Consider the following 25,477-nt stretch of genomic DNA (forward strand, 5'->3'; position numbering starts at 1 on the left):
GTTATTTGGGGAAAAGGGCGAGCGCGCTTTGGGAAAATAAGGGCGAGCGCTCTTTAATTCCAAATAAAGAACGATCGGCTGCACTCTGCCAGTTGCCCGTCGTTGTTAAGCTATAGCAAATTGAGTGATTTTTTTCTACCTCCGAGCAAAAGCAATGAATTGCGGGTTGGCATTAAAAACACTTAATTGAGTTTTTGTCATTGCAACTGTACCTCCCTCGTGCATCGGATCGGCAACGATGTATTTTCCATCGGAAGTTTTGCCGAGAATAGCATTCCAATGACCCCCCCAACCACTTCCGACTCTTGAGGGAAACTGCCCACGCCAAGCAGAAGTTAAAGTACCATAATTAATGACCGGCTTTCCAGCAGCTAGAGACCGATCTAAATTATCCCATCCGGTTAACTCTTCTGGTGTACCACCAGAGTTTCTGATGCCGTTTTTCACATTGTCAAACGATGTCCACACTGTGTCTTGATTGAGAACAGGGACTCCTTGACGAGTCCCATTAGAATAACCAAACATCAGATAACGTGCGTAGTCAATGCTAGTTTCGTCACTGATATTCGCCTGCTCCCTGCCAAACATTTGACGAATCATCGCTAAACTAGCCGGGCCACAGTTTGTACTGCTATACGGTCCAGAAGAGTTATAGGTTGGGTTCCAGTATTGAAGTTTAAAAAATGAGTTTGCTTGTTGTGTGCTGCTTACCAATGATGGTGAATTATTCAGTGTAAACGTCCCATTACCAGTATTCCACCAGTTAACATAACCCCGCTCAAAGTTTTGTCGCCATCCATTAGGAACTTGAAATTCATTGCTGGTAGGTAAACCTAGCTGACTATTTTGACCTCCCAAATTATTCAAGTAATAATTTCCCAGGCTGCCACGAGCCATATAGCTACCGGCACCTGAGTGGAAAATTGCCCCACCTTGAAAGTTTTGTCGCCATCCATTAGGAACTTGAAATTCTTCACTGGTAGGCAAGCCTAACTGACTATTTTGACCTCCTAAAGTATTCAGGTAATAATTGCCCAGGCTACCGCGAACTGAGAAAGTACCATTTGCTGAGTGAAATATTGCACCGCCTTGGAAGTTTTGTCGCCATTTACCAGAAGAAAATTGGAATTCATTACCCGTAGCTCTACCCAACTGACTAGCTATAGCTGGATTTCTGTTGTAAAAATAGCCAATACTACCTTGGACAGGAAATGAACTCAACTGCTTCTCTACTAGATATTGATATCCGTCGATCGCAACAGTCCCACTATCGTCCTCACTCTTCAACCCCTGAAGCTCACCCTCACTCAACTCCTTCCCCTGAACAACCGCCGCAAAAATCGCGCCCTCATCTCCCGGTGAATCCGTAACATTCAACCGCGAATCAACAGAATGCCCGATTTCTTCCAACAACACATCCGCAACCGCCGCCGGATTCCCCGCATTCCCCGCCAAAAATTCCTTCGATAAATAAATCGTATCCGTCGTCGCAGCAAAAGCCCCATTCGCCCCGCCAATCTCAGCAGACGAGACAACCTTCACCGGCGGGATATCACTAAAATCTCCCTGAAACCATCCTTCAGCTAAGGCTTTCGCAGCCGCAGCATCCCAGTTTTCCCCAAAAGCCACATTCAGCTTAGCTGCGAAATCTGGATCGGCCGCAAACTTACTCAAATCCCCATAAACCTCTGACATCGCCTGACCTGTTACCAAATCGACAGAGCTATCCGGTAAACTGCTGTTGGAGTCCGTGCTCACTGCACTAGCTATCCGGGTTAGCAAATCGTCAGGCAAAATGATATTGTCATAGGCTTCAGGCATTAAAGTCGGGAGATTAACTTCCTCACCAACACCCCCGGTTAGGACGCGGTTAGCATCTAGCTGCGGGATAATTGCCTTAGTCGGTTCTAGGCTGGCATTCCAAGGAGCGATCGCACTTTCGTTATTAAATTCAGGCGTGAAAAAATTAGACACGTTATTCTCCCGTGTTGATTAGAGACAAGTACATAGACTTGCCCTGTGTTTGCTTGGATTAAATAAACTGTTTGTTGTAAAAGCCGATCGGCCGATCGCCCTAATGAATCCTTAGCCCCGATGAACCGCAACAGTAGCGGTACTTCTCAAGCTCTATTTATCTATCAGGCTGAGTCCGCAAGTTTTATGCAAAATACTGCTTTTTTGTTACAAAACTTTACTTAGCGCCCTCTGACTTTTGCAAATACTAGCTTTGACGTTAGTTGAAGCGATCGCGCCTCCCCGTCCATCTAAGTATTTACACTTATCTCTTTAGTCTTAGTATAATACTACACTAGCTACCGCTACCAAGCAACTAACAAACGCTAGCAATTTCCGTTATGCTATCGTTAGCCACATCTCACCACACCCGAAAATGGCCTCAAAGGAAGACTTATTTGCCGAAGCCGCCAAACACTGGGACTTAGAAAGACTGTACCAAGCTTTTGCAGAAGCTAAACGGCAAATCTCTCCTCGATCGCGCAGGGGACTAACAGAAACAGAAAAACTTTACCTGCGAGGATTGCTTTCCGGTTGCAGTCCCGCCGAAATCGCCCGCCAACTGTTTCAGAGTTCCAAAAGTGCAGAGGTTTATTTATGTAAAACTTTATACCAATATGTTAAAAAACTCGCAGATGTACCTAACGAACCTGTAGGAAATTGGCGCAATATTTGCGATCGGCTACAGGAAGCCGGATATAAAACTCAGTCCTCTCCTGAATTTAAAATAAATAATTCTGTACCTACAGAAGCATTAGTAAAAATAGTTAATATAGGTTTTGATTCTAATACAGGCACAATTGATATTAACATCCGGGTTTCAATCCCCTCAACTTCAGAAACTGCAAAAAAAGAAGACTTGGATAAAAAAGATTAGATGTGCGATCGCACTTGGGGACAGAAAGGGATCTCGCCCCTCCACAGAGAGGCAAAAATGTTAATAATCTTATAGCTGATAGTTTTAGAAGGAAATTTTTGATAAAATATCAAAATAAAAACGCCCTAACCCGCTCCGATTTTACCTAAAACAATCAAATTAATCAAATTTATGTCTCGATTAAGTATTCGATCGAAAAATAAAGCTCTGGGTTTTGTCCTTGGTTTATTAATTTTTGTCATTTTCATTCCCGGATGTTGGGCTTTAACAACTAATATTGCTCCCACACCAGTACGGCAAGTAGATAACACAGTAGCGGTGCGTGCAGATGTACAAAATACGTCAAATTCTCGCTCTTCTTTAGGAGTTGGGCTTAGTGGTATTGCTGACTACTCCACACAATTACCCTTTTTAGATGCTTTCAAATCTTCTAGACAATGGATAACTCAATGCGTCAGCGGACAACCAAACTGTAAAGGTGAATGGGATACAGAGGAGTATAATCTTTTAAATCTTGATGAAAATGGGTGGGTGAAGTCTCTGCCATCTCCCGAAGATTCTCCTAAATATACTAGGGTAAGTACGCTATTACTTAGGGAAATCCCCAATCGCTATCCTTCAGGGCAATATATTGTTACTTATGAGGGTGAAGGTGCGATCGAATATAGCTTTGATGCCAAAAAAGATGAGGCTGCGTCGAAACCCGGGAGGGATATCATTAATGTGGATGCCACACAAGGGGGAGGCATAATGATTATAATTACTGCTACCGATCCCAAGAAAACAGGGAACTATATCCGCAATATTAAAGTGGTTCGCTCCCAAGATGAACAGCTTTTTCAAAGTGGTGAAATATTTAATCCGCTGTTTATAGACAAGATTAAAAAATTTAGAGTCTTGCGTTTTATGGACTGGATGGGAACAAATGGTTCTGAACAAAAAGAATGGTCAAACCGACCTAAACCACAGAGCGTATCCTATGCTTACAGAGGAAATGTTCCCATAGAAGTTATGGTGAATTTAGCTAACAAACTCCAAGCAGAACCCTGGTTTAATATGCCACATCAGGCTACGGATGAATATATGACTAACTTTGCTAAAATGGCCAAAGATAGTTTAGATCCCAAGCTGAAAGTTAATGTAGAGTATTCTAATGAGGTTTGGAATTGGTCATTTCCACAAGCGACTTATGCTTTGAAACAAGGTAAAGCGAAGTGGGGGGATAAAGGCGATGCTTTTATGCAATGGCACGGAATGCGTACTGCTCAAATGTGCGATATCTGGAAAGGCGTTTTTGGGGATCAAAAGAATCGAGTTGTCTGCGTGTTAGGAACTCAAAGAGCCTGGAGAGAGTTAGAAACTTATTCTTTAGAGTGTTCCTATTGGGTAGCTGAGGGCAATAAACCTTGTTATCAACACGGCCTTGATGCCGTAGCCATAGCTGGATATTTTAGCGGAAACTTGGGCGGGAAAGAAAATGTCAGCACAGTAGAGTCTTGGTTGAATGACGCAGATGGCGGGTTTGGCAAAGCTTTTAAGCAATTAAAAGAGGGCGGGTTACTTCCGGGCTTCAAAGATAGTTTGCCCGATGTTGAGAATGACTTTAAGTATTTCTTAGATGTGGCTCAAAAAAAAGGTCTCAAGTTATTTGTTTACGAGGGCGGCCAACATATTGTAGGTATTGAAGGAGTTGAGAATAACGAAAAGCTGACTAAGTTTTTTATGGAATTAAATAGGCGGCCAGAAATGTATGAGCTCTACACCCAATTACTGAATAGTTGGAAACAAGTTGGAGGCAGTCTTTTCATGCACTTTGTGGATGTGGGTTCATTTAGTAAGTGGGGAAGTTGGGGGGCTTTGGAGTATGTGGAACAAAAGGGTTCGCCTAAGTATGATGCTTTGATGGATTTTATTGATAAGAATCCTTGCTGGTGGGATGGGTGTGCTATTGAGGGATGATGAGGAATTGGGTGCAATCAAGAATCGTTCGATCGCACTTGCTCAAAATCTTCAGCATCCCCCGGCAAACCAGAACCCTCGCTACTCCTCAACCTGGGGGATTCCCGATTACTCGCATCGGCACCGTAAACCCCAGAATACCTATCCTCCAAACTCGAATCCCTCAGCGAAAGCGCACTTCTTTGACTCGGTGACAATCTCTCTGTCGATCGGCGATTTGTCCCAGAAATCGGCGGCTTGCGAGTTAAAGTTTTCCAAGCAGCCTGAATCCCAGTCACCACGCTGCGAGTAGTTACCTGCACGTTTTGCGCCTGCTTTTTGGCGCTACCAATACTTCGATCGACCTGTTTGACAACCTCGCCCGCACTTTGTACTCCCTCGCTGACATCATCCGTCAACTCGCTAATTTCCAGCCCCGTCAACCGAATCGCCTCCAAAGTCGGCGGAAATTCGCGAGAAAGCGTGTCAGCGAGCTTTTCCACGCTGCGGGCCGCCCGGGCGAGCGCTTGCACCGCAGGTATTAAAGTCACTAAAACAGCAGTCAGGCTAACTGCCACTAGCAAAATCGAAAGTCCTAGCCAAAATATGGGATCGCTCACTTGAATCTGGGATTGGGGGTTGAGAATTTCATACCATTTAGCGGATGGGAGGGCGCGACGGGGGACTCACTTCAGCTTCAGCTTCCGAAAGTGTTTGGCGTTCCCGCTGAGTCGCTTCCAAACCAGCCGCGATCGCCTCTTTGAGTCTAATCAAAGTTTCGTCCCAATTTCGGATTGCAGTTTCAGAAAGTCGATCGGCCTGCAACTGCACGCTAGTCGATAAATCTTCCGCCAACTCCGGCAAAGCATCGGCCGATTTTTTCAATATCTGCCGTGTCTCCTTGCCCGGTCGCGGTGCCATCAGCAAGCCAGTCACGGCCCCGATCGCAGAACCCACAAGCAAACCGCCAATAAATAATCCTGAACGTTTAGTTGACATTTTTATAACTTCTCTCCATACACCAATTTTAGGGGCGTTTGCCCGATCGCAGCCCTTTACAAAGGTAGAAATATTGTTGAAAATCCTACGGAGTCAGCAGGGGCGACAGTTTTAGGATAGCTTACCTCAAACGTCGATCGCGCCTGGACCAAAGCATCCGTCCCAAACCCAGCAATCCCAAAAGTTGCTGAACCTGTTGCAGTTGCAATTCCAGTTGTTGATAACGCCGTCGCAGTTGGCGGGTACCTTGCTGTCTTTTACCAAGGAAACCGGGCGACGTGCTGAGGACATTACTGCTGCGGCGTTCCATTGCTGCGATCCGAAGTTCCAAACGTGCGATCGTCCGCCTGATTTTCCACACCCTCGCAGCTATATAAAAGCAAACCAGAGATATTAGTAGATTGATAATTATAACAGCCGTCAGCATTTATTACCTTTTTTTAAACTACTAACATATTCCGCTTTTTGTGGCGCGCTTGGAGCAACGGCCCACCCGATATTTTGTAGGGATAAAACATTGTTGTATCTCGATTTCTTGTGTAAGGACACAACAATGTTTTATCCCGATCTATGTGTCTTTATCCATAAGCTAGGTCAATTTTTAAGCCTGAGACATAGCAGGCAAACAAACCTTAGTACCGCCCAAGCCGCAATAACCGTTCGGCTCTTTAGCAAGATACTGCTGATGATAGCTTTCTGCGTAATAAAACTCAGGAGCCTCAATAATTTCAGTCGTAATCTTGCCGTAACCGGCCGCAGTCAAAGCCTGCTGGTAAGCATCGCGCGAAGCTTCAGCTAGCTGCTTTTGGCTGGCTGAATACGTGTAAATTCCCGATCGATACTGAGTACCCGAATCATTGCCCTGACGCATTCCTTGAGTAGGATTGTGACTTTCCCAAAAAACTTTGAGCAGCGTTTCGTAACTAATTACTTTCGGATCGAACACAACCAGAACTACTTCATTGTGTCCCGTCATCCCGCTGCAAACTTCGTTGTAAGTAGGATTCGGAGTAATCCCCGCCGCGTAGCCAACAGCCGTCGAAAAAACTCCATTTTGCTGCCAAAATTTGCGTTCCGCTCCCCAAAAACAGCCCAAGCCAAACAAGGCAGTCTCCATGCCGTTTGGAAAGGGAGGTTTGAGCGGATTGCCGTTAACAAAGTGACTTGCCGGTACCGACATCGACTCTGCCCGTCCCGGTAATGCCTCTTGGGCAGAGGGCAGGCTCGACTTTTTGCCAAATCCAAATAGCACCATAAGTTTGTGAGGGGATCTCTGATAAACGTCTTTACCTTACTTAATAATATCAGATGTATACTGAAAATAGTGGTCTTCTTAAAGGTAGAAGGTAAAAGCCAGAAGGCAGATTTTTTTTACGGAAGGTTTTTGGTGATACTGCTCACTGCCAACGCAGTTTTAAATCACATTAGACAGTGTTCTGTGTCACCAAAACATACCTGAAATATCACCTATTGTTGAGGTATAAATCACGCTGATTTTAGGCAACATAGCCGATTATTAAAGGTATGGTGTTGTAGAAGTTATTCAATACCATTTATTGGGAGTGTGTAGAAATGGCCACTAAACCTTGCAGTCAACCTTTAAAATCTAATCCGTTTATTACTTACCGCGACCCAATTACAGGCAAGTGGATTGTGGTAAATCAGACTTTGCCCCAAGCAGCAGAACAAGCACAGCTAGCAGCCGCTTGAGTTTTCCTATTAATTTTATCCATGAAAAATCTACTCTAATTTCAGATTGCATAGAGGCTGGTTTTACCAACCATCTATGCCTAAAACCAACAATCTCGTAAACCCGCCCCGCTCAACGGTCAATTGGAATATACATTTTTTTATAATATCAAAGAAAGGGTTGATGTAGATTATTAGTTGTATGGGGCGGGTTTAGGTAGATTGTTGGCTGTTATTAAATATTATTGGTAAAACCCGCCCCTACGGTACTTAGGGTAATTTAATCGGAGTTGAGTTCATCTCTTTTTGCTGTTGCAAATACCGATAGAGATATTCCGCAATTATTCCGTGCAAAAACAAGTCCCGTGCCGCATTAAGCCGACTGTTTGGCCCTAGCGGATGGCGGTTGACAATTACATGATTCCAGTTGCAATTTCCGGTAATGCTGACGTAAGCCAAATCCATACTAACTCCCGCAACAAATAAGCTTGCGGAGAGTTGGGTTGTTCCGGTTTAACGCTTTCGAGAGTCGAAGCTTCGGGAACATCAAGAAAGTTAGAAATTTGATAAATCATAGGTTTATTGGTATTTTCCACAGCAGTTAACATCATGTATGCCGTTGTAAAGCTGCGGCTTTCGGGCACGAAACAAAAGATTTTCTGTGCAGACTGCAACTTGTCAGAATTGCAGAATCCCTCTAAGATTAAATAAATCGAGACGCCGCCTGTATTTCCCCGACTGTAAAAGTTGGTAAACCATTTTTCTTCAGGAATCATGCAGCCTGCTTGTTCCAGAAGTTCTACAATTTGTCCCCGGAAAAAGTGAGACGAATAGTGGCACAGCAGCCAGTCGATTTCCTGCGGACAAACTCTCCCGGCTTTAATCAACCGCAGCCAACCTTCAACACCTAATTTCATTACATTTTGGGTGTTTTTGAACAGGCGCGAGGGAAATTCGGAAGCGACGGCAATTGCTATTTGTTTTTTGCCGAGTTGATTTGAGAGGCGGCGTAATTTCAAGCACTAACTCCGGCACAGCCAACTCCTTGAGTTGACACTATTTCTAGGGGAGATAATTCGCAAAGTTCCCCGTGTACTGTGCTGGCAAATCCCGGTACTAATAAGTCTGGTAAAGTAGTAGCGCAGGCCAATAAGTCGATCGCCCCTGGTTCCAAATTTGACTGAGAAATGGCATCGCGGACGGCAAATGCTGCCATTGTGCTGTTATAATATAGTGTTTGCTGCTAAAGTTGCTAATTTAGTCGGGTTCGTGGTTTTGTTAAATCAAGCCAGAAAATATCTAAAATTGATTGTGCTTTGTGAAGTAGTGACCTTGCAAGGAGCAAGCAGCTATCTTGTAGAGTCGGCGGAAATCAGGCAAGTTGAGCAACAGCGACAACAAGTTACCTGAAGCGGGGTGAAGTTTATGGTAATTGAGCCAATATGTAACTAGAGTTCCTTCGCTGCTTCTCGACTGAAATGGATATTGCAAAACTAGATACTTGGTATTCTCCTTCTCAACGCCGCACGGTTGTTTCGCTGTTGATGAAACGAGTAGGCGTAACTCGCACTAGGGCTGAATGCTTTATCAGGCTTTGGGTTTACTTATCGGTGAAACAGCTTCAGGAAAGCCAGCCCCGTCTCAAACCACCGCTAGCGAAACTGGAAGTGCCCGCAACCGAAGTGCAGTGCACTCACCGGGAAGCCGCCGAACTATTTTACTGCGATTCCGATCGCGGGAGCGATCGCGCCGCCGGAATGATGTTAGATAAATTAGCAGCACTCGGATTAATCGCAAAACACTTTGATGGTAACTCTACGGCAATTCAAATTCAACCAGTTTCAGAAATTTTAGAGGCCGCCGAACCTCAAAAGCCTGTACAACTCCAATTAGATGATTTCAACCCTCGGTGCGACGCAATTATCGTTGCCAATTTATTAGCCACCAATTACAACTGGATGAACCGCAACACTAACGCCGTTCCCCAAAAAATTGCTAAAATCCTCCGGCTTTTGACCGATCAATACTCAAAGGGAATGCGAGTTTTGCGCCGTTCAGATAATCTCAATCCAGTCGGATTTTACTTGCTTTATCCCACAGCTAGCGAATCAGAAGTCAATTTTTTTAATGCTGCTAGTAAAGGGCTTCATTTAAGTTCTATTTCCGATATCGATCCTTTCAAGATGGCGCTACCAGGAGATCTAAATTGCCAGTCAGTATTTGTCCGCAGTTGGATGATCGATCCGCAGTATTTGTCAGAATACCGCATTGCTTTTCTCGAAGACTCACAGAAAGTTTTAGGCGAAATGAAAACAGATTTTCCCAATCTTTGCGACTTGTACACGCTGATGATTCACCCCATGTACGAAAAACTGTGCCTGACTTTGGGATTTCAGAAGACTAGCAGTGATAGTCAGTTATCTGTTTACTGGATGTATCTAGCATTGGATAGATTTTTGGCGATCGATATCAAGGAAGCATTAGTTAAACTATAAATTACCACGTCGATGATTCAGCGGTTGAAACCGCTACTACACAAACAAAGATGATTCGGCGGACTAAGAAATAAGGAGGATATTTATGCCTGATTTGGTATAATTAGAGCCACTTCAAAAAACAGAAGATCCAGAGCCCCGACTTCTTGAAGAAGTCGGGGCTCTAACAGTGTTACTTCTTAGTCCGCGAAGGCGGACTTCGTTTGTATAGTCGCGATTTTAATCGCCGAGTGACTTATAAAACTTCCCGTCCCAAATAGGGTTGTAAGGCTTCCGGCACTTTTATAGTTCCGTCTGGCTGCTGGTAATTCTCCAAAATTGCTGCCATTGTGCGGCCTATAGCTAAACCGGAACCGTTAAGGGCGTGAACGAATTGAGTGCCTTTTTTACCCGCTTCTTTAAAGCGAATATTTGCCCGTCGCGCCTGAAAATCTGCGACGTTAGAACAACTGGAAATCTCGCGGTATTTGCCCGCAGATGGCAGCCACACCTCTAAATCGTAGGTTTTGGCAGCAGCGAAACCTAAGTCGCCGGTACACAGTGCGATCGCCCGATAAGGCAATTTCAGCGCCTGCAAAACTCCCTCAGCATCCTGCACTAACTTTTCGTGCTCTGCCTCGGAGGTACTCGGATGCACGAGTTTTACCAATTCAACTTTATTAAATTGGTGCAATCGAATTAATCCCCTCGTATCTTTGCCGTAACTGCCAGCTTCGCGGCGAAAGCAAGGAGTATAAGAACAGTGATAAATTGGCAACTGTTCTGCTGTCAAAATTTCACCTCTGTACAAATTGACAACCGGAACTTCGGAAGTAGGAATTAACCACAAATCATCTTGGTCGCACTTGAAACTTTCTTCAGCAAATTTGGGCAGTTGACCCGTTGCAGTGAGGGATTCAGTGTTAACTAAAAGTGGGGGAATCACTTCTACATAACCAGCCTTTGTGTGGCGATCGAGCATAAATTGAATTATCGCTCTTTCCAGGGCTGCACCAGCTCCAATTAAGGTGACAAAGCGGGGCTGAGCGATTTTTACTGCCCGTTCAAAGTTGAGAATTCCTAATTTTTCGCCGATTTCCCAGTGCGGCAAAATATCGGGATTTTTGGGTATGTATTCGTCTCCCCAGCGCCGGATTTCGACGTTTTCCTCTTCATTTTTGCCGATCGGCGTTGAGGAACCCGGCAAGTTTGGCAGCGGCAGCAATAAAGCTTCTATTTGAGCTTTTAGATCTTTTTCCTGTGCTTGCAGTTCATTCGACTCGGTGCCGACAGCGTTGCCTTCTGCCTGCAGTTCCTGAATTTCGGGAGATTCGAGGGGTAAACCCGATTTTCTTTTTTGACCGATGAGTTTGGCAATTTCGTTGCTGCGTGCTTGTAGTTGCGATCGCTTGCTTTCCAACTCCCGCTGCTGTTTGTCTAATTGCAAAATCGGCTCGATTTCATAGTTACCTCCGCGCAGGTTGAGGCTTTCTTGCACGGCTTGCGGGTTTTCTCGGATTAATTTGAGGTCTAGCACAGATTTATTCTAAATTTTAAATTTTATAGGACTTGCGCTCAGAAACCCGGTTTCTTGGAAAATCTTGGCTTTGGCAAGCATAAATCTATGAATTAACAGGGTTTCTGAGGATTCCTGCGTCTGTCCTATCTTAGGTTAACAGGGACAATACGCTCAGACATACAAGTTTTCTCAATCTTTTATCACCTCAATCATAATTTATTCTCATCGAAAAATCTGCCTTGGTGTCACCCATGATGGGTGACACCCCACAATTGATGCTATAGTAAGCACATTAGTAGATGCACCCTGATAATTTTCTACCCCAGCCAGCAATGGCTGGGTTTTTTGTTTGAGGGCTGACTTGAAAGCGCAGAAGGGTTTGGCGGCCCGGAGGTGGCGCGCGGGGATAGGGGCGCGCACCCGAAAGTTGGTTGATCGCCGGCGCACTACTCCAACAACACGCTATATATATGATTGGGTGCGCGAAGAATTCCCCGCATCATCGAAATCAGGCGGGAGTTTTAATTGGATCGAAAAATGCGATCGACAAATTACCTATTCTGTTTCCTAGAAATATTTGCCAGCGAAGGCGGCATTCAATCCTACGTTAAAGACATTTTCAAAGCTTACCTGTCCATAACCGCAGGGACAAACTCGCCGCCACAAGCTGAAGTTTTGCTGTTGCGAGATTCCCCAGATTGTCACAATCCTTACGAGTCAAAAAATCTGAAATTTTATTACTTCAAAATCGAGAATCCCGGGTTTGGTCGTCTTAAGTTTGCTACAGTATTACTAACTCGCTTGCTGCAAAAACGACCGCAGCGGGTTTTTTGCGGCCACATCAAACTCGCACCGCTAATTCAAATTCTGTGTCAACCCTTGGGAATTCCCTACACAATTTTAACTTACGGCAAGGAAGTGTGGGAACCGCTTGGGCCCAAATATCAAACAGCCATGAGCAAAGCTGACAGTATTTGGACTATTAGCAGGTACACGCGCGATCGCACTTGCGAAATTAACCAATTAAATCCCGAAAAATTTCACATAGTGCCTTGTACAGTAGATGAAAATATATTTACCACTGGGCCGAAGCCACAGGATTTATTAGAGCAGTACAATTTGGTTGGTGCTAAAATATTGATGACTGTCGCCAGATTGCGATCGAGCGATATTTACAAAGGCGTCGATGTCACAATTCAAGCTTTGCCGCAAATAGCCAAAACTTTTCCGAATGTGAAATACTTAGTTATTGGCAGAGGAGACGATCGACCTAGATTAGCCAAACTCGCTGATGATTTGGGAGTTACCGAAAGAGTAATATTTGCGGGTTTTGTACCCACAGAAAATTTAGCAGCACATTACCAGTTGGCCGATGCTTATGTAATGCCCTCCCAGGAAGGCTTCGGTATAGTTTATTTGGAAGCGCTGGCTTGCGGAGTACCGGTGCTGGCGGGGGACGCGGACGGGTCAGCCGATCCGCTGCAAGATGGTAAACTGGGGTGGCGAGTTCCTCACCGAGATTCCGCAGCAGTAGCGGTTGCTTGTGTGGAAATGCTGCGAGGGGAGGATAAAAGGTGCGATCGCCACTGGTTGAGGGAACAAACCCTGGCAAGATTTAGTTTTGAATCTCTTTGTCAATCCTTACAAGGAATGTTTCAACCCTCTGACTCTGATTAACTTATAACGTAGAGAGCGGTTTCTGGGTGTATGATGGGAAAATTAACTCGATCGACCGCCTGAATTTCTGAGTAGGATAGAGTTATGCCTACCTGCAAAGACACCCAAGGAGACCACCGTGAACCAAGGCACCCCCAAAATATCTTTCAAGCTACCCCGTATTAGCAATTGGCTGATACTGCTGGGCATCGCGTATTTGTTGGTGTCTATTGGTTTGGGTTGGATAGTTAAATCAGTGTTGATTCTAGTAGCTTTTTTGTTGCTGACGCCTGTGGTCGCGTTTTTCGCGCTTCAGTGGTGGCTGAAACGCAATTTAATTGAGGACAATTGTCCAGTTTGTCAATACGAATTTACAGCTTTAAATCAAACTCAGTTTCAGTGTGCCAACTGCGGCGAACCTCTGAAAATAGAGGAAGGTCATTTTAGTCGCTTGACACCGCCCGGTACGATCGATGTTACCGCAGTAGAAGTATCATCGGTTCAACAGTTGGAAGATTAACCATTGGGAATTGGGAATTGGGCATGGGGAATTGGGAATCGGGCATGGGGCATGGGGCATAGGGCATAGGGCATGAGTTAGTTGTTGATTATTATTTGTGTGTTGTTATTTGCTATTTGTTACCTGTTAGTTGTTGGTTCTAATAACCAATGCCCGATGCCCGATGCCCGGCCCAAAATTACTTTTTGTTACTTGTTGGTTCTAATAACCAATTCTCCATGCCCGATGCCCGATGCCCCATGCCCGATGCCCCATGCCCCATGCCCGATGCCCAATGCGCGATGCCCAATGCGCGATGCCCAAAATTACTTTTCCAAGCGCACTGCGTACCACTGCAAAAATTTTCCAGGCCCGACATCTAATTCACAATAAGTATCAATTAAATACTTGGCTTGAGCTTCCAAGCCAGATATTTTATCCACCTCCTGCGGCAAATCTTCGTGTTCCTCGGCTAACACGGCTTTCAGCTTTTCTAACAGTTCGGCCGCAGTCAAAAACTGCTCTGGCTGGTTTGTTTCTAAAACCACAAACGTGTCTTCGTCATACAGTGACATAGTTTCAAAGGTTGAGGTTAATTATTTCTAAAGTTTCGTACACTTAAGCGAACCAAAGTATAAACTCTTAATTACAATTTTTCAGGCCGGGCTCGATCGTGTTACAATTAGCACCATCAGAATTCCTAGCGGATTACCGTTATTAACTTACTTGTTAACTTAGTTGTTAACCGAGTTGTCAACAGATCCGACACAGCATTTCTGAGGAGATTTGTCAAGTGCAAATTTGTCAAGTGTCAAATTGTCAAGAAATCTTCGATCGGCTGTATCTAATTATAACTGGCACTATACATTCCCATGATCACATCTTCCACTTCAACCCCAGTTGCGCGCAAGCCCTCTAAATCCGAAGGTCTCAAAGAACGCAGCAACTATTTACGAGAACCCGTTGCGACTGAACTGTTAGAAGAAACTACCCACTTCACCGAAGACGGGATTCAGATTCTCAAATTTCACGGCTCGTACCAGCAAGACAACCGCGACAATCGAGTTAAAGGACAAGAAAAAGACTATCAGTTCATGCTCCGCACCCGCAATCCCGGCGGGTTCACTCCGCCGCAATTATACCTAGCCTTAGACAAGCTATCTGAAGAATACGGCAACCAGACGATCCGCGTTACAACGCGCCAAGGTTTCCAACTTCACGGCGTGTTGAAAAAAAATCTTAAAGTAGTGTTTTCCTCAATTATTAAAAATATGGGGTCAACCTTGGGAGCTTGCGGCGACTTGAACCGCAACATCATGGCACCGCCAGCACCGTACAAAAATCGCCCAGAATACAAGTATGCGCTGCAATACGCCAACAATGTAGCCGATTTGCTGACACCGCAAACCGGTGCTTATTATGAAATATGGTTGGACGGCGAAAAAGCTGTTTCAGCCGAGGAAGACCCCGCAGTCAAGGCCGCCAGACAGAAAAACGGCAACGGCACAATCTTTAGCGACGACAAAGAAGAACCGATTTACGGCAGCCATTATATGCCGCGCAAGTTCAAGTGTTCCGTTACCGTGCCGGGAGACAATTCAATTGACTTGTACTCTCAGGATTTGAGCTTGGTGGTAATTACCAATGAAGCGGGCGAGTTACAAGGTTTTGACGTGTTTGCTGGCGGCGGTTTGGGCCGCACTCACAATAAAGAAGAAACTTTTGCGCGGGTTGCTGACGAGATTTGCTATGTTGCCAAGGATGATGTTTACGATTTGGTCAAGGCAATTGTAGCAACCCAAAGAGATTTTGGCGATCGCACAGACAGACGGCACGCGCGGCTGAAGTACCTGATCAACGACAAAGGTGTACAGTGGTTCCGCGAAAAAGTAGCCGACTATTTTGGCAAGCCGCTAGAAGCGTTTAAACCGCTGCCTGAGTGGAAGTATTTTGATTTCTTGGGCTGGCACGAACAAGGAGACGGCAAACTGTTTGTCGGCATTTCTGTGGATAATGGCCGGATCAAGGATGAAGGTTCATTTCAGCTAAAAACGGCTTTGCGGGAAATTGTCCAGAAGTACAACTTGCCGGTACTGGCGACGCCGCACCAAAACGTGCTGATTTACGATATTTCGCCGGATATTAAAGAAGAAATTCAGGGAATACTCGATCGATGTGGCATTCAGCGGGAAACTGCCATCGACCCCTTAGTGCGCTATGGGATGGCGTGTCCAGCAATGCCGACTTGCGGGCTGGCGATTACCGAATCGGAGCGCGTGATGCCGAGCATTTTAGAGCGGATTCGGGCGCTTTTAACCAAAGTGGGCTTGGCAGACGAGCATTTGGTGGTGCGGATGACTGGTTGCCCAAATGGATGCGCCCGCCCTTATATGGCAGAATTGGGGTTTGTCGGGAGTTCCCCGGAATCCTACCAGATTTGGCTGGGCGGTTCTCCCGATCAAACGCGGCTGGCAAAACCAATTGAGGAAAAGCTGCACGTCAAGGATTTTGAAGCTTTTCTGGAGCCGATTTTTGTTTATTTCAAGCAAAAACGGCAACTGAGCGAGAGTTTTGGCAATTTTTGCGATCGCGTCGGGTTAGAATCTATCCGTCAATTTGTAACCAACTACCAATCTGCTGACTCGATGACAACTGAGATTAATGAATTAGAAGTTACGTCTAGTAACGGCGATGAAAACGAGACTGCCACTGCTGGCGGCGGCAAAGTCCGCCGTCGAATTAGCGTCCGCGATGAAATCTACAACGAGCTCAAGGAAGAAGCAGCCCGTCAGGGCAAGCCAATCACGCAGCTAGCTACAGAAGCGATTTCCACTTATTTAAAGAAGATTAAGGAGGAAGGATAAGCCGATTTTCGATTGTATTCAATAGACTTCTGGCAAAAGTAATATAAAGGCAGAGCATTTGCAGAAAAAAACTTGAATTTGTAAAATAATTCCGGTTGTAGATGCTGTGCCTTTATTGTTTTTTGAACAGTTGAAACCCCGCCTGCCTATCTCTTCTCATTCTCTCTTCCTCTGCGTTCTCTGCGTTCTCTGCGGTTAAATAAAAAAAATCTCTAATAGAAAACGAACAATCCCAAATTCAATGCCTCAATTACAAAGATTAGCAATTACTCCCCCTCAAATTTGCGATCGCAAAATCGACTTAACTAGAGAACAGCAGCATTATTTAAATCGAGTGCTACGTTTGCAAGCGGGCGATCGATTTATTGCGATGGACGGGCGAGGGCATTGGTGGTTAGCAGTCCTAGAAGTACGGGAAACCGGGTTATTTGCCTCCATAGCAGAGGAGATTGCTGTGAACAGGGAGCTACCCGTTGAAGTAACTTTGATGGCGGCATTGCCCAAGGGAAACGGCTTTGACGAGGTTGTGAGACAGGCGACGGAGTTGGGTGTGGCAAGTATTGTGCCGGTGACGAGCGATCGAACTTTGCTCAAACCAAGCGATCAAAAAGTCGATCGGTGGAGGAGAATTGCTGCGGAGGCGGCGGAACAGTCGGAACGTCAAATTGTGCCGACGATTTTAGAGCCTATTTCGTTTGATGTGGCTGTGAAAGATTGCGGTCAAAAATATCGATTTATTTGTGTGGCTCGCGGGGACAATCGGCATTTGTGGGATTGTTTGATTGGTAGTTTCGCTCCCCCCTTTGTAGGGGCGGTGCCCCCGTGCCCGCCCCCGGCTGGGGGAGAATTATCGATTGTGATTGCTGTTGGCCCGGAGGGTGGGTGGACTGAGGGTGAGGTGAAAAGGGCGATCGAATTGGGTTTTGAAGCTGTATCTTTGGGGAGTAGAATTCTGAGAGCGGTGACAGCACCGATTGTGGCTTTGTCTTTAGTTGGCGCGGCCTTTGAGAAGTGCTAATATCCACCAAGCCGATCGGAGACTTGATGGGCTTGGCGATCGCAGCTAAAATGTAAATAGATAATTATCAGAGGAGTAATATGTTACAGTCAGTAGAGGGGATATACCGAAATGGCAAAATTGAGTTATTGGAAATGCCCGCCGACATAGAAGAAGCGCAAGTTATTGTTACTTTTATGCCAAAAGTAGGGTTAGTAAACTTGCAATCTCGCGGTATCAACCAGGAACAAGCAGCAGATTTACGGGTTCGGTTGAGTAGATTTGCTCCTGATTGGGAACTACCGGAGATGGATGCTTACGATGCCTTATAGTCGCGGTGATGTGGTTTTGGTTTTGTTTCCCAGCTCGGATTTGCGTACTGCGAAACGCCGTCCAGCTTTGATAGTTCAAGCTAATAATCTGGGGACTGGTTGGCAATCTGATAAAAAGGGTGATCGAACATCTAATCTAATTTTATCGCTCCCAGTCTTGTATGTTAGAAATACTCAGAACTCGATATGGGGGCGATCGGGCTGAGTTCATAATTCGTATTTAACTTTGCCTTAATCCGCGTTAATCTGCGTGCATCTGGGGTTAAAAAATAATAAAATATGATTGCTGCAAAAAGTCTCTCCCAAAAACAGGAGAATAATTCATGAAAAATCGATCGCCTATAATCATCACCATCATCACAGCAATTCTAGCCGCCGCCAGCATACAATCTGTAACGGCTGAGTTATCGACAAATCAAGGGCAATTGCTAGCCAATGCTCAGCTATCTGACAGACAAACAAATCAGCTTAAGTCTCTCGGAACTAAAGTTGCCATTCCTAGCTATATTCCCGCCGGATTTCAGGTGGCTAGCGTTCAAGTTAAACCTTGTCCTTCAGGAGTCCGCCGTTTTTGCCCTAACTACGCAATTACCTATCGAAACTCGAATAACTCTTGCTTTGCTATTGAATCCACAGGTGGCGGTATTGGCGATATGCCATCGGCTGACTTAGAACAGGAATATGCCGTCAACAATCGAATATTAGGCAAAAGCGCCCTGTTAAAATATCGTAAAAACCCTCGACTTTCTGGCCCTACTTTAACAGGAAGTTGGATGGGGAAAGGCCCATTTTACAGATTTACTGGTGCGGGTTCTCGTCTTTTCTTAGATACTGCGCCTCCAGAGTTATCTAATTGTAAGGACATTAGCCCCCAAGAAGCTGTCCGGGTTTGGGAATCTCTGCGATACTTGCCATAAAACCATCAAATAATAGCAGCATAGTGTTCTCATGCTTGGGCGATCGTACAAGCAAAGATACTTACACATTAAGCGTTAATTCCAATCAGCTTTAACTCAATTTAAACCAAGTCCTAAGCAAACTCAAAAACAGGTGTTTCAATAACCCTAATAGGCTTTCTCTATTCCCAAATCATCTTCTGCAACTGTTCCACAGTTGCAGGCGAAAAAAAACGCTCTCCCGTTTCCCCACACACTCTAGCAGGAACGTTTTCAATGAGAATAAACTTACCATTGACTTCAAGCGTGTAAGTTACTTTTTGTTTCACCATTGTTTCTTTCCGGCATATCATATCTATAAGTTAACACAACAGCAAAAATTGTTAACCAGTGGCGGAACCAACCAAACATCAGCCAAGATAGAAACAACGCCATTCCCCCAATCGCCATGACAGACATCAACCAAATAGCGGCCGCCCTAGAGGGTAAAGAATACAAACAAGCTGCCCAACTCATCAAAAAACTACAAAAAGACTCCCCCGAAAATCCGTGGGTACAATACTATATCGCCCGCTACTACGAACTCACCAACAATCTCGAAAAAGCCCAAACAACCTACAAACAAATACTCCGCGACATCACCAACGCCAAAATCGTCTCCCAGACCCGCCAAGCTATTCAACGGATTGAAACCGCACAACAAAACCTCCGCCAACAAGCCATAGAAACCGCCAAAAACGACCCCAGCAACCTCGAACCCGGACTCCTTATCCTCGAACCCGTGAGTCCCGAAAACAAACCCGCCGCCATTCAAAATATCAGCAGAATCTTTAAAATCGACGCCTACACAACCCGGATGCAAATCCAAAGCCGCGGCTGGAGACTCTACAAAACTGGCCCCATCGCCGAACTCCGAATTTATGGTCAAGAACTCCTCAACGCCGGCATTCCCGTATTTTGGGCAACCCTAAGCGATATTCAAAAAATCCAAATCTTCCGAGTGCAACACTTCCAGTCTCTTTCTTCCCCAGCCGTTGTTTGTAAAGATAAACTCGATCGACTCGGTGCGATCGAATTTAGCTGGTCAGAAGTTACCCAAAGAGTAGAAGGCTTGTTGCCGATGTTCATCGAAGTCATGGACTACTCGCCCAACCGAAGAAAGGATCAATTTCGCCACAGAGAAATCCGGCAAGATTACGCTCAAATCTGTGACTTACACATTCCCAGCAGAAACTGCATTCTGCGAATTTGCGACCAAAGCTACGAATTCCAAAAAGGAGTTAACTTCACCAAAGCTTCTGCAGATATCCCCACTTCACCGAACCCGAAAAACAAAACATCTAGAGTCACAAACTCTCAACAGATTCCTCAAAGTACCACCCGAATTAACTGGAATAACTTACTCGAAATATTCGATCGCCAGCTTGACGTTACAGTTTGGTCAGAATTTACGCCCTTTGCCGAGACCGTGATCGATTACACGCAGATGTTGAGAAAGATCGAATCTCATATAGAAGTCGATCGCAAATCAGAAACTCCTTGGGACTCAGCTTTTCAGCTATACAGCGGATTAGCCTTCCTCAGAAATGAAAAAAATAGGGAATAGAACAAAGAGTTAAAATTAAAAATGAGTAATGCCATTTTTTTAATTTTTAACGCCAGCATTGGGAGTTATCCAATGCCCAATTCCCTATTATCAATTCCCAAATTCCTACTTCATTTTCACCTGACGGGCCATTTCCCGGAAATTGTTCATGCTAGGGCCGGGGGTGCGACGACTTCCATTTGGTGTCGGCATTAAATTATTAGGAGCAAAAGTCCGATTCGGTTCAGCTTGACTCGGCACTTTGCCGTTAGTTGCTGCAGCAGTCGGTACCTTCACGGGTTCCGAATTATTAGCAGGAGCGCTAGCGACTGGTTCGTTTTCTTTCTTAGACTTTTTCTCTACCTTAGCCTTCTTAGCCGGTTCGGACTTCTCAGACTTCTCAGACTTAACAGGCTCAACTTTTGTCGGTGCGATCGCAGCAGGCTCAGCCTTCGCCGGCGCAACTTTTGCTGGTTCCTTCGCTCCCGATTCGCCCAAATCTAGGAAATATTCAGACTTTTTCAAGCCCAACAGTCTGCCAAAAAAGCCGAAAATACCGCCGAAGAAATTTTTGATAAAACCAAACATTAGACTTACTCCTTTTGTTCTTTTAGAGAAATTTGTACAAGCTTGTCAACAAAGTTAGATTACGAGCTATGGCAACCTTTGTCTACATTTATTCATCAAAATTTACATTGGGCTATATCTAAGCTAGCTCATCAAAGCAAATTTTAGGTATAAATACTCGCACTGCTTTGCACTTATTTACAAACTATCTCAGAATTTGTTAGGGATTGCCACTAATGGTCGATCGTACCTCGATCCGATTGGCTAGCTGTCCTAGTAGGGGTAAAACTCCCTAGGGGAGTGATTTATGCTGTAATTAGCAAGCAATTTTCTTTTCAAATGAACAGTTCGCTCGATCGCAATCCCGTCATCCTGATACACGGCATCTGGGACACAAAGATGATTTTCAGCAAAATGTCCGCCCGCCTCACCGAACTCGGATGGTCAGTCCACAGCCTCAACCTCACCCCCAACGACGGTAGCCTCGGGCTCGACTTACTGGCAAAGCAACTGGCAGACTACATCTCTGAAACCTTCGAGCCAGAACAATCTTTAGACATAGTAGGCTACAGCATGGGCGGCATCGTCAGCCGCTACTACGTCCAGCGACTCGGAGGAATCAACCGCGTACAGCGTTTCATCACCCTCTCTTCCCCCCACCACGGCACCCTCACCGCCTATTCCCTACGCCTACCAGGATACCTGGATATGCGCCCCGATAGTGGCTTGCTGCGCGATTTGAATCAAGATGTGACAATGCTCAAACGCATAAACTTTACATCAATGTGGACGCCATTTGACATAATGATTGTACCGGCGAACAGCTCCCAAATGCCAGTAGGTAAAGAAGTTAAAGTCAACGTTTTGCTGCACCGCCAAATGGTGACAGAACCCCTAAGTATTAACGCATTAGTTGAAGAACTCAAAGCACCTATTGAAAATAAAATTCCCAGTTAAAAATGAATAGCAATTTCAGCCGAAACCCAGTCTTGCTAATTCACGGAATCTTCAGAAAATCGGGAATTTTTCACAAAATGTCTGCCTACCTGACCCAACTGGGATGGTCAGTCTACACCCTCAATCTCTCGCCCCATTGGGGCAACGCCAGCATAGACGAATTAGCCCAACAAATAGCAGATTATATAGACAAAACCTTTGCGCCAGAACAGCATCTAGATATAGTAGGATTGAGCATGGGCGGTTTAGTAACTCGCTACTACCTGCAAAGGTTAGGCGGCATTAACCGAGTGCAGCGCTTTATTGCCATATCTTCTCCTCACAGCGGTACTTGGATGGCTTACACTCTCTGGGGAAAAGGCTGCATCCAAATGCGTCCTGGCAGTGCTTTTCTGGAAGATTTAAATCGAGATGCGGCCTTGTTGGAAAAGCTCAATTTTACTTCGATTTGGACAGATTGGGATTTCATCATCGTACCCGCTTCTAGTTCCCAAATATCTGCTGCAAAAGAAGTAAAATTGTCTGTTTTCGCCCATGCCATGATGGCGCGGCATTCCAGCAGTTTAAAAGCGGTCGCTGAAGCACTGTCAGAACCATTAAGAAATCAATAGACTTATTGCATAAATCTTTGGTTCATAGGAAACCGCCGATGAAACGCAGAGGCATTTCAATATTGTTTGCGAAGGCATATAATTCAAGTATAATGATTAACTTGTAGGGTGCGTCAGGAGAGAACTTCTCAATTAAAGAAAAAATCACACTCTTCTGACGCACCCGAATCATGACTAAAAATTTTAGACCAAAATTCAATCTCTCCGATTCATCTGTGGAACCAATTCTTCAATCTAAAATCTAAAATCTAAAATTTGAAATCTAAAATCGACTGACGCACCCTAAGAGACTACTAGGCATCTCCATAAAAGCCAGTCTTGAACAGGCAAGATGCCTGTTCCACAATAATTATTGGAGATTTCTACTACTAACTACTAAACAGCGTCGCCAACTTCAGCGTATTCGCTGCGACCAAAAATTGCTTCAGCTTCACAATAATACTTGAACTCAAGTATATTGTGGAAAGGGTCTTCTAAGAAGAAAGTACGGTGTTCTGTAGGCAAACCGACAAATCGCCGTCTCGGTTCTTGATAGAAATTTAAGTTGTTTTGCTGGGCTTTTTCTAGCAACGCTTCCCAGTCAGCTTCGGAAGTAAAAATTAACCCAAAATGCCGGGGATAGATGCCTCGCTGAGGCGTCAAAGGTTCGCGGCTGACGTGGGCGACAATTTGATGGCCGCACAAACCCATAATCGCAGAATTAGGCGATTCGCGACCTAGTTCGCAGCCGAGCCCGTCTACATAGAACGCTTTTGTTTGGGCAATATCGGTCACGGGGAAGGCAAGATGAAATAAGACTTGGTTCATGGAGGTACTAAATGCAGAATTCAGAATTGTTCTTTAATTATTTATCTTGGTCTAATCCTTGGTTGGTGGCGATCGCCCTAAATACAGTTTTACTCGCGATCGCCACCATTGCTCCTAAAAAATTGCTCACTCCCGCTGGCCAATTTCACGGCTGGGTATTGGGCGTCCTCATCTGGGGCTGTTTGGGATGGCAAGGCTATGCTGTCGTGATGTTTTACTTTCTTGTCGGATCGGGAGTTACCCGCATCGGCCAAGCCCAAAAAGAAGCAGAAGGCATAGCCGAAAAGCGTTCAGGCGCCAGAGGCCCAGAAAATGTCTGGGGTTCGGCTTTAACCGCTACTTTTTGCGCTTTGGGAGTTTTGGCATTATCTATTTTAGGAGATACAGGCAAGATGCCTGTGCCACAAGATGCTATTTCCCTGTTATTGCTGGGTTACGCGGCGAGTTTTTGCACCAAACTTTCCGATACCTGCGCCAGCGAAATCGGCAAAGCTTACGGGAAGCGGACTTTTTTGATTACTAGCTTGCAGCCTGTACCTAGGGGTACGGAAGGGGCCGTAAGTTTGGAAGGAACGATCGCGGGTATTGTCGGCTCAATTTTGATTGCGCTTTTGAGTTGGGCCGTCGGTTTAATTGACTTGACAGGGATTGTTTTTTGTGTTATTGCAGCTTTTATTGCCACGAACATCGAGAGCGTGATTGGGGCGACGGTGCAATCAAAGTTTGAGTGGCTGACCAACGAGGTAGTAAATTTTTTCAATACACTCATAGGAGCGATCGCAGCGATTATTTTAGCGGCGACCTGGAGAGCTTTTTTAACTTAGTTAAGCCGGGACGCATTCGCGACCCAATCAACCTGGTTTTTTACGATAATTCAAACGATTAATATTATGTCCGGTCGATTACCCCTAATACGGTAGGGGCTCCCCTCACGAAAAATATCTGCCAATAATTTACAATCTCAAAAACCCGCCCTTTTAATCGCGGTCACTCGATCGGACATGATATAACGCAGTATTTTTGGAAGAAAAAAAGCCGGTTGCGCCGTCCAGGGCTATTAGCTATTAATCATTAGTCTCAAGCAATCAACTCATGACTAATGATTAATAGTTAATCCAACTAAGCGTCGTCTTGCGGGCCAAAAACCATTTGTAAAATCATCGTCGGTTCGCCCCGCTTGTGATAGCGATCGGCCCAATTGCGAATAATTTCATCTAATTCCTCAAGGGCTTGGTCGAGCCGTTCCGGCGGAATATCCAAAGTCTCCATAATTCGCATCACCTTCGGTTGTTTTTCCGCCCAATCCTTCATCAGCCGGAAATATCTAGCCGTATCCTCCACCATAGTAAATGTCCGCTCTTCCTGCTCTGCGGGAGAGTAAGTAGCGCGGGTGAGGGCATAAAACGGCATTCCCCAAGGAGAATCAATGCGAGTTACTGTCCCAGAATAGATCAAGCGCCGCTTAATGTGTTCTGCTAGAGCTTCGCTCAAAGGCATTCGCCTTTCTGGAGACATATCTTCTTGCGATCGCCTGTGCAGAAACTCGATCAACTCCATAAACTGAAAAGAATTGATCAGTTGAGCATCAGGCGGATTCGGAGGAATCTTGCCTTCGAGATATTTTTTTTCATCTACAGTCAAATTGTTTCCCGGAATGCGAGGGCGTCCCGGCATCCAACCATACTGTTCCAGCCAGACATAAGGAAACTGAATCAAATATCTAGGTTCTTGGGAACCCAACATTTTCAGCAATTTTCCCTGAGTCAGAGCTTCCCGGACTTCTTCAACAATCACCTTCACCCGTTTAGGCTCAATGTGATGCAAATGTCCGGTCATCCGCAGGTTGTTGTCCTGCTCCATATAAGTCATATAAATGGCACACTTAGCCGCCGTTGCGGCCGCGTCTAGAAACGCCCCGTGCCTGTGCCCACTGGTTCTCATGGCGCTAAACGCCAGATATAGCATGATCTGATCCATTGCACTAGGGCTGAGGCTTTTGACCAGATCCAAAGAGTCATTTTTCATCACTATCCCCGAAATAGCCAAATTAGGAGGCATTTTGTCATCCTCCATTAAATTATTGCGAGAGCGCCGAATCAAGCATAGCCGACTGTCGCCGGAAAGCTTGCCAGCTACCCTAATATTCAGGTTAGTTAATTTCCCTGAGGTAACAGGGGCATGGGCTTAAAGGCTATCC

Annotated in this window: 30 protein-coding genes; 15 read left to right on the forward strand and 15 right to left on the reverse strand. The window is 45.3% G+C overall.

Translation table 11 applies throughout. The features are described 5' to 3' along the window. Positions 1 to 135 precede the first annotated feature (135 nt). The gene (locus QUB04_RS05850; RefSeq protein WP_333282105.1) at positions 136 to 1,974 is read right to left on the reverse strand and encodes a hypothetical protein; all 1,839 of its coding nucleotides are present in this window, start codon (positions 1,972 to 1,974) and stop codon (positions 136 to 138) included. A gap of 415 nt (positions 1,975 to 2,389) precedes the next feature. On the opposite strand from QUB04_RS05850, the gene QUB04_RS05855 reads away from it, so the two are divergent. Together QUB04_RS05855 and QUB04_RS05860 are read left to right on the forward strand one after the other, a co-directional pair. Continuing rightward, entirely contained in the window at positions 2,390 to 2,890 is a 501-nt protein-coding gene (locus QUB04_RS05855) for a DNA-binding response regulator (protein WP_333282108.1), read from the forward strand. 171 nt (positions 2,891 to 3,061) lie between these two features. After that, positions 3,062 to 4,849, forward strand: a complete 1,788-nt coding sequence (locus QUB04_RS05860) for a cellulose-binding protein (RefSeq protein WP_333282111.1) — start codon at positions 3,062 to 3,064, stop codon at positions 4,847 to 4,849. A 17-nt stretch (positions 4,850 to 4,866) separates the two neighbouring features. Here QUB04_RS05860 and QUB04_RS05865 read toward each other — a convergent pair whose 3' ends face one another. The 4 genes from QUB04_RS05865 to msrA all read right to left on the reverse strand — a co-directional run bounded on the left by QUB04_RS05865 (position 4,867) and on the right by msrA (position 7,082). Continuing rightward, entirely contained in the window at positions 4,867 to 5,448 is a 582-nt protein-coding gene (locus QUB04_RS05865; protein ID WP_333282114.1) for a DUF948 domain-containing protein, read from the reverse strand. Between the two features lie 37 nt (positions 5,449 to 5,485). Further along, the gene (locus QUB04_RS05870; protein WP_190663664.1) at positions 5,486 to 5,827 is read right to left on the reverse strand and encodes a YtxH domain-containing protein; all 342 of its coding nucleotides are present in this window, start codon (positions 5,825 to 5,827) and stop codon (positions 5,486 to 5,488) included. Between the two features lie 121 nt (positions 5,828 to 5,948). Next, positions 5,949 to 6,254 carry a hypothetical protein gene (locus tag QUB04_RS05875; protein WP_333282117.1) on the reverse strand — a complete coding sequence of 102 codons (306 nt, stop codon included), beginning with the start codon at positions 6,252 to 6,254 and terminating at the stop codon, positions 5,949 to 5,951. A 174-nt stretch (positions 6,255 to 6,428) separates the two neighbouring features. Further along, a complete protein-coding gene (gene msrA, locus QUB04_RS05880) occupies positions 6,429 to 7,082 on the reverse strand; it encodes a peptide-methionine (S)-S-oxide reductase MsrA (RefSeq protein WP_333282120.1) in 654 nt (217 codons plus the stop codon). A 317-nt stretch (positions 7,083 to 7,399) separates the two neighbouring features. On the opposite strand from msrA, the gene QUB04_RS05885 reads away from it, so the two are divergent. Next, positions 7,400 to 7,537, forward strand: coding sequence for a hypothetical protein (locus tag QUB04_RS05885; RefSeq protein WP_333282124.1), 138 nt, complete (start codon positions 7,400 to 7,402; stop codon positions 7,535 to 7,537). Between the two features lie 249 nt (positions 7,538 to 7,786). Here QUB04_RS05885 and QUB04_RS05890 read toward each other — a convergent pair whose 3' ends face one another. From QUB04_RS05890 to QUB04_RS05900, 3 genes are read right to left on the reverse strand one after another with little or no spacing between them, the layout of a single operon-like run. Beyond that, positions 7,787 to 7,981, reverse strand: a complete 195-nt coding sequence (locus QUB04_RS05890; protein WP_333282127.1) for a DUF6999 family protein — start codon at positions 7,979 to 7,981, stop codon at positions 7,787 to 7,789. Continuing rightward, the gene (locus tag QUB04_RS05895) at positions 7,930 to 8,535 is read right to left on the reverse strand and encodes a hypothetical protein (protein ID WP_333282130.1); all 606 of its coding nucleotides are present in this window, start codon (positions 8,533 to 8,535) and stop codon (positions 7,930 to 7,932) included. The genes QUB04_RS05890 and QUB04_RS05895 overlap by 52 nt, the downstream gene beginning before the upstream one ends. Then, a complete protein-coding gene (locus QUB04_RS05900; protein ID WP_333282133.1) occupies positions 8,532 to 8,732 on the reverse strand; it encodes a hypothetical protein in 201 nt (66 codons plus the stop codon). The genes QUB04_RS05895 and QUB04_RS05900 overlap by 4 nt, the downstream gene beginning before the upstream one ends. Here QUB04_RS05900 and QUB04_RS05905 point away from each other — a divergent pair. Beyond that, a complete protein-coding gene (locus QUB04_RS05905; protein ID WP_333282136.1) occupies positions 8,723 to 8,926 on the forward strand; it encodes a hypothetical protein in 204 nt (67 codons plus the stop codon). The two genes, QUB04_RS05900 and QUB04_RS05905, sit on opposite strands and share 10 nt — an antisense overlap. 68 nt (positions 8,927 to 8,994) lie before the next feature. Continuing rightward, on the forward strand, positions 8,995 to 10,011 hold the full coding sequence (locus QUB04_RS05910) for a hypothetical protein (protein ID WP_333282139.1): 1,017 nt from the start codon (positions 8,995 to 8,997) through the stop codon (positions 10,009 to 10,011). Positions 10,012 to 10,246: 235 nt separating this feature from the next. Here QUB04_RS05910 and serS read toward each other — a convergent pair whose 3' ends face one another. Continuing rightward, positions 10,247 to 11,527, reverse strand: coding sequence for a serine--tRNA ligase (serS, locus tag QUB04_RS05915; protein ID WP_333282142.1), 1,281 nt, complete (start codon positions 11,525 to 11,527; stop codon positions 10,247 to 10,249). Positions 11,528 to 12,046: 519 nt separating this feature from the next. Between serS and QUB04_RS05920 the strand changes: the two genes are divergently transcribed. Beyond that, positions 12,047 to 13,186, forward strand: coding sequence for a glycosyltransferase family 4 protein (locus QUB04_RS05920; RefSeq protein WP_333282145.1), 1,140 nt, complete (start codon positions 12,047 to 12,049; stop codon positions 13,184 to 13,186). Between the two features lie 118 nt (positions 13,187 to 13,304). Continuing rightward, positions 13,305 to 13,685 (forward strand): hypothetical protein, encoded by a 381-nt coding sequence (locus QUB04_RS05925; protein WP_190737398.1) that lies wholly within the window; start codon positions 13,305 to 13,307, stop codon positions 13,683 to 13,685. A 201-nt stretch (positions 13,686 to 13,886) separates the two neighbouring features. Here QUB04_RS05925 and QUB04_RS05930 read toward each other — a convergent pair whose 3' ends face one another. Both QUB04_RS05930 and QUB04_RS05935 read right to left on the reverse strand, forming a co-directional pair. Then, a complete protein-coding gene (locus QUB04_RS05930) occupies positions 13,887 to 14,018 on the reverse strand; it encodes a hypothetical protein (RefSeq protein WP_333282148.1) in 132 nt (43 codons plus the stop codon). Continuing rightward, positions 13,991 to 14,239, reverse strand: a complete 249-nt coding sequence (locus tag QUB04_RS05935) for a chlororespiratory reduction protein 7 (protein ID WP_333282151.1) — start codon at positions 14,237 to 14,239, stop codon at positions 13,991 to 13,993. The genes QUB04_RS05930 and QUB04_RS05935 overlap by 28 nt, the downstream gene beginning before the upstream one ends. A gap of 297 nt (positions 14,240 to 14,536) precedes the next feature. Here QUB04_RS05935 and sir point away from each other — a divergent pair, with 297 nt between their 5' ends. The 4 genes from sir to QUB04_RS05955 all read left to right on the forward strand — a co-directional run bounded on the left by sir (position 14,537) and on the right by QUB04_RS05955 (position 18,774). After that, positions 14,537 to 16,528 carry a sulfite reductase, ferredoxin dependent gene (gene sir, locus QUB04_RS05940; RefSeq protein WP_333282154.1) on the forward strand — a complete coding sequence of 664 codons (1,992 nt, stop codon included), beginning with the start codon at positions 14,537 to 14,539 and terminating at the stop codon, positions 16,526 to 16,528. Positions 16,529 to 16,769: 241 nt separating this feature from the next. Then, positions 16,770 to 17,546, forward strand: coding sequence for a 16S rRNA (uracil(1498)-N(3))-methyltransferase (locus tag QUB04_RS05945; RefSeq protein WP_333282157.1), 777 nt, complete (start codon positions 16,770 to 16,772; stop codon positions 17,544 to 17,546). Between the two features lie 80 nt (positions 17,547 to 17,626). Then, positions 17,627 to 17,857 (forward strand): hypothetical protein, encoded by a 231-nt coding sequence (locus QUB04_RS05950; RefSeq protein ID WP_333147873.1) that lies wholly within the window; start codon positions 17,627 to 17,629, stop codon positions 17,855 to 17,857. A gap of 323 nt (positions 17,858 to 18,180) precedes the next feature. Further along, positions 18,181 to 18,774 carry a hypothetical protein gene (locus QUB04_RS05955; RefSeq protein WP_333282161.1) on the forward strand — a complete coding sequence of 198 codons (594 nt, stop codon included), beginning with the start codon at positions 18,181 to 18,183 and terminating at the stop codon, positions 18,772 to 18,774. Between the two features lie 161 nt (positions 18,775 to 18,935). On the opposite strand, the gene QUB04_RS05960 is transcribed toward QUB04_RS05955, so the two are convergent. Beyond that, the gene (locus tag QUB04_RS05960) at positions 18,936 to 19,106 is read right to left on the reverse strand and encodes a YgiT-type zinc finger protein (RefSeq protein ID WP_333282164.1); all 171 of its coding nucleotides are present in this window, start codon (positions 19,104 to 19,106) and stop codon (positions 18,936 to 18,938) included. Between the two features lie 95 nt (positions 19,107 to 19,201). Between QUB04_RS05960 and QUB04_RS05965 the strand changes: the two genes are divergently transcribed. Continuing rightward, positions 19,202 to 20,359, forward strand: a complete 1,158-nt coding sequence (locus QUB04_RS05965; protein WP_333282168.1) for a tetratricopeptide repeat protein — start codon at positions 19,202 to 19,204, stop codon at positions 20,357 to 20,359. Between the two features lie 105 nt (positions 20,360 to 20,464). Here the strand turns inward: QUB04_RS05965 and QUB04_RS05970 are convergent, their stop codons facing one another. Then, positions 20,465 to 20,926 carry a hypothetical protein gene (locus tag QUB04_RS05970; RefSeq protein ID WP_333147887.1) on the reverse strand — a complete coding sequence of 154 codons (462 nt, stop codon included), beginning with the start codon at positions 20,924 to 20,926 and terminating at the stop codon, positions 20,465 to 20,467. 318 nt (positions 20,927 to 21,244) lie between these two features. Here QUB04_RS05970 and QUB04_RS05975 point away from each other — a divergent pair, with 318 nt between their 5' ends. Beyond that, positions 21,245 to 21,862 carry an alpha/beta fold hydrolase gene (locus QUB04_RS05975; RefSeq protein WP_333282170.1) on the forward strand — a complete coding sequence of 206 codons (618 nt, stop codon included), beginning with the start codon at positions 21,245 to 21,247 and terminating at the stop codon, positions 21,860 to 21,862. 2 nt (positions 21,863 to 21,864) lie between these two features. After that, positions 21,865 to 22,473, forward strand: coding sequence for an alpha/beta fold hydrolase (locus QUB04_RS05980; protein WP_333282174.1), 609 nt, complete (start codon positions 21,865 to 21,867; stop codon positions 22,471 to 22,473). A 375-nt stretch (positions 22,474 to 22,848) separates the two neighbouring features. Here the strand turns inward: QUB04_RS05980 and QUB04_RS05985 are convergent, their stop codons facing one another. Then, positions 22,849 to 23,280 (reverse strand): VOC family protein, encoded by a 432-nt coding sequence (locus tag QUB04_RS05985; RefSeq protein WP_333098932.1) that lies wholly within the window; start codon positions 23,278 to 23,280, stop codon positions 22,849 to 22,851. 11 nt (positions 23,281 to 23,291) lie between these two features. On the opposite strand from QUB04_RS05985, the gene QUB04_RS05990 reads away from it, so the two are divergent. Next, positions 23,292 to 24,104, forward strand: a complete 813-nt coding sequence (locus QUB04_RS05990) for a TIGR00297 family protein (protein ID WP_333282177.1) — start codon at positions 23,292 to 23,294, stop codon at positions 24,102 to 24,104. A gap of 295 nt (positions 24,105 to 24,399) precedes the next feature. Here the strand turns inward: QUB04_RS05990 and hetR are convergent, their stop codons facing one another. Beyond that, positions 24,400 to 25,305, reverse strand: coding sequence for a heterocyst differentiation master regulator HetR (hetR, locus tag QUB04_RS05995; RefSeq protein WP_333034952.1), 906 nt, complete (start codon positions 25,303 to 25,305; stop codon positions 24,400 to 24,402). Positions 25,306 to 25,477 lie beyond the last annotated feature (172 nt).

The organism is Microcoleus sp. D2_18a_B4 (assembly GCF_036702475.1).
GTDB lineage: Bacteria > Cyanobacteriota > Cyanobacteriia > Cyanobacteriales > Microcoleaceae > Microcoleus.

Bases quoted from the DNA above. Each gene is read 5' to 3' on its own strand.
- QUB04_RS05855 (WP_333282108.1), top strand. From the start codon at position 2,390: ATGGCCTCAAAGGAAGACTTATTTGCCGAAGCCGCCAAACACTGGGAC.
- QUB04_RS05860 (WP_333282111.1), top strand. From the start codon at position 3,062: ATGTCTCGATTAAGTATTCGATCGAAAAATAAAGCTCTGGGTTTTGTC.
- QUB04_RS05870 (WP_190663664.1), bottom strand. From the start codon at position 5,827: ATGTCAACTAAACGTTCAGGATTATTTATTGGCGGTTTGCTTGTGGGT.
- QUB04_RS05875 (WP_333282117.1), bottom strand. From the start codon at position 6,254: ATGCTGACGGCTGTTATAATTATCAATCTACTAATATCTCTGGTTTGC.
- msrA (WP_333282120.1), bottom strand. From the start codon at position 7,082: ATGGTGCTATTTGGATTTGGCAAAAAGTCGAGCCTGCCCTCTGCCCAA.
- QUB04_RS05885 (WP_333282124.1), top strand. From the start codon at position 7,400: ATGGCCACTAAACCTTGCAGTCAACCTTTAAAATCTAATCCGTTTATT.
- QUB04_RS05890 (WP_333282127.1), bottom strand. From the start codon at position 7,981: ATGGATTTGGCTTACGTCAGCATTACCGGAAATTGCAACTGGAATCAT.
- QUB04_RS05905 (WP_333282136.1), top strand. From the start codon at position 8,723: ATGCTGCCATTGTGCTGTTATAATATAGTGTTTGCTGCTAAAGTTGCT.
- QUB04_RS05900 (WP_333282133.1), bottom strand. From the start codon at position 8,732: ATGGCAGCATTTGCCGTCCGCGATGCCATTTCTCAGTCAAATTTGGAA.
- QUB04_RS05910 (WP_333282139.1), top strand. From the start codon at position 8,995: ATGGATATTGCAAAACTAGATACTTGGTATTCTCCTTCTCAACGCCGC.
- QUB04_RS05920 (WP_333282145.1), top strand. From the start codon at position 12,047: ATGCGATCGACAAATTACCTATTCTGTTTCCTAGAAATATTTGCCAGC.
- QUB04_RS05935 (WP_333282151.1), bottom strand. From the start codon at position 14,239: ATGTCACTGTATGACGAAGACACGTTTGTGGTTTTAGAAACAAACCAG.
- sir (WP_333282154.1), top strand. From the start codon at position 14,537: ATGATCACATCTTCCACTTCAACCCCAGTTGCGCGCAAGCCCTCTAAA.
- QUB04_RS05945 (WP_333282157.1), top strand. From the start codon at position 16,770: ATGCCTCAATTACAAAGATTAGCAATTACTCCCCCTCAAATTTGCGAT.
- QUB04_RS05950 (WP_333147873.1), top strand. From the start codon at position 17,627: ATGTTACAGTCAGTAGAGGGGATATACCGAAATGGCAAAATTGAGTTA.
- QUB04_RS05955 (WP_333282161.1), top strand. From the start codon at position 18,181: ATGAAAAATCGATCGCCTATAATCATCACCATCATCACAGCAATTCTA.
- QUB04_RS05960 (WP_333282164.1), bottom strand. From the start codon at position 19,106: ATGATATGCCGGAAAGAAACAATGGTGAAACAAAAAGTAACTTACACG.
- QUB04_RS05965 (WP_333282168.1), top strand. From the start codon at position 19,202: ATGACAGACATCAACCAAATAGCGGCCGCCCTAGAGGGTAAAGAATAC.
- QUB04_RS05970 (WP_333147887.1), bottom strand. From the start codon at position 20,926: ATGTTTGGTTTTATCAAAAATTTCTTCGGCGGTATTTTCGGCTTTTTT.
- QUB04_RS05975 (WP_333282170.1), top strand. From the start codon at position 21,245: ATGAACAGTTCGCTCGATCGCAATCCCGTCATCCTGATACACGGCATC.
- QUB04_RS05980 (WP_333282174.1), top strand. From the start codon at position 21,865: ATGAATAGCAATTTCAGCCGAAACCCAGTCTTGCTAATTCACGGAATC.
- QUB04_RS05985 (WP_333098932.1), bottom strand. From the start codon at position 23,280: ATGAACCAAGTCTTATTTCATCTTGCCTTCCCCGTGACCGATATTGCC.
- QUB04_RS05990 (WP_333282177.1), top strand. From the start codon at position 23,292: ATGCAGAATTCAGAATTGTTCTTTAATTATTTATCTTGGTCTAATCCT.
- hetR (WP_333034952.1), bottom strand. From the start codon at position 25,305: ATGAAAAATGACTCTTTGGATCTGGTCAAAAGCCTCAGCCCTAGTGCA.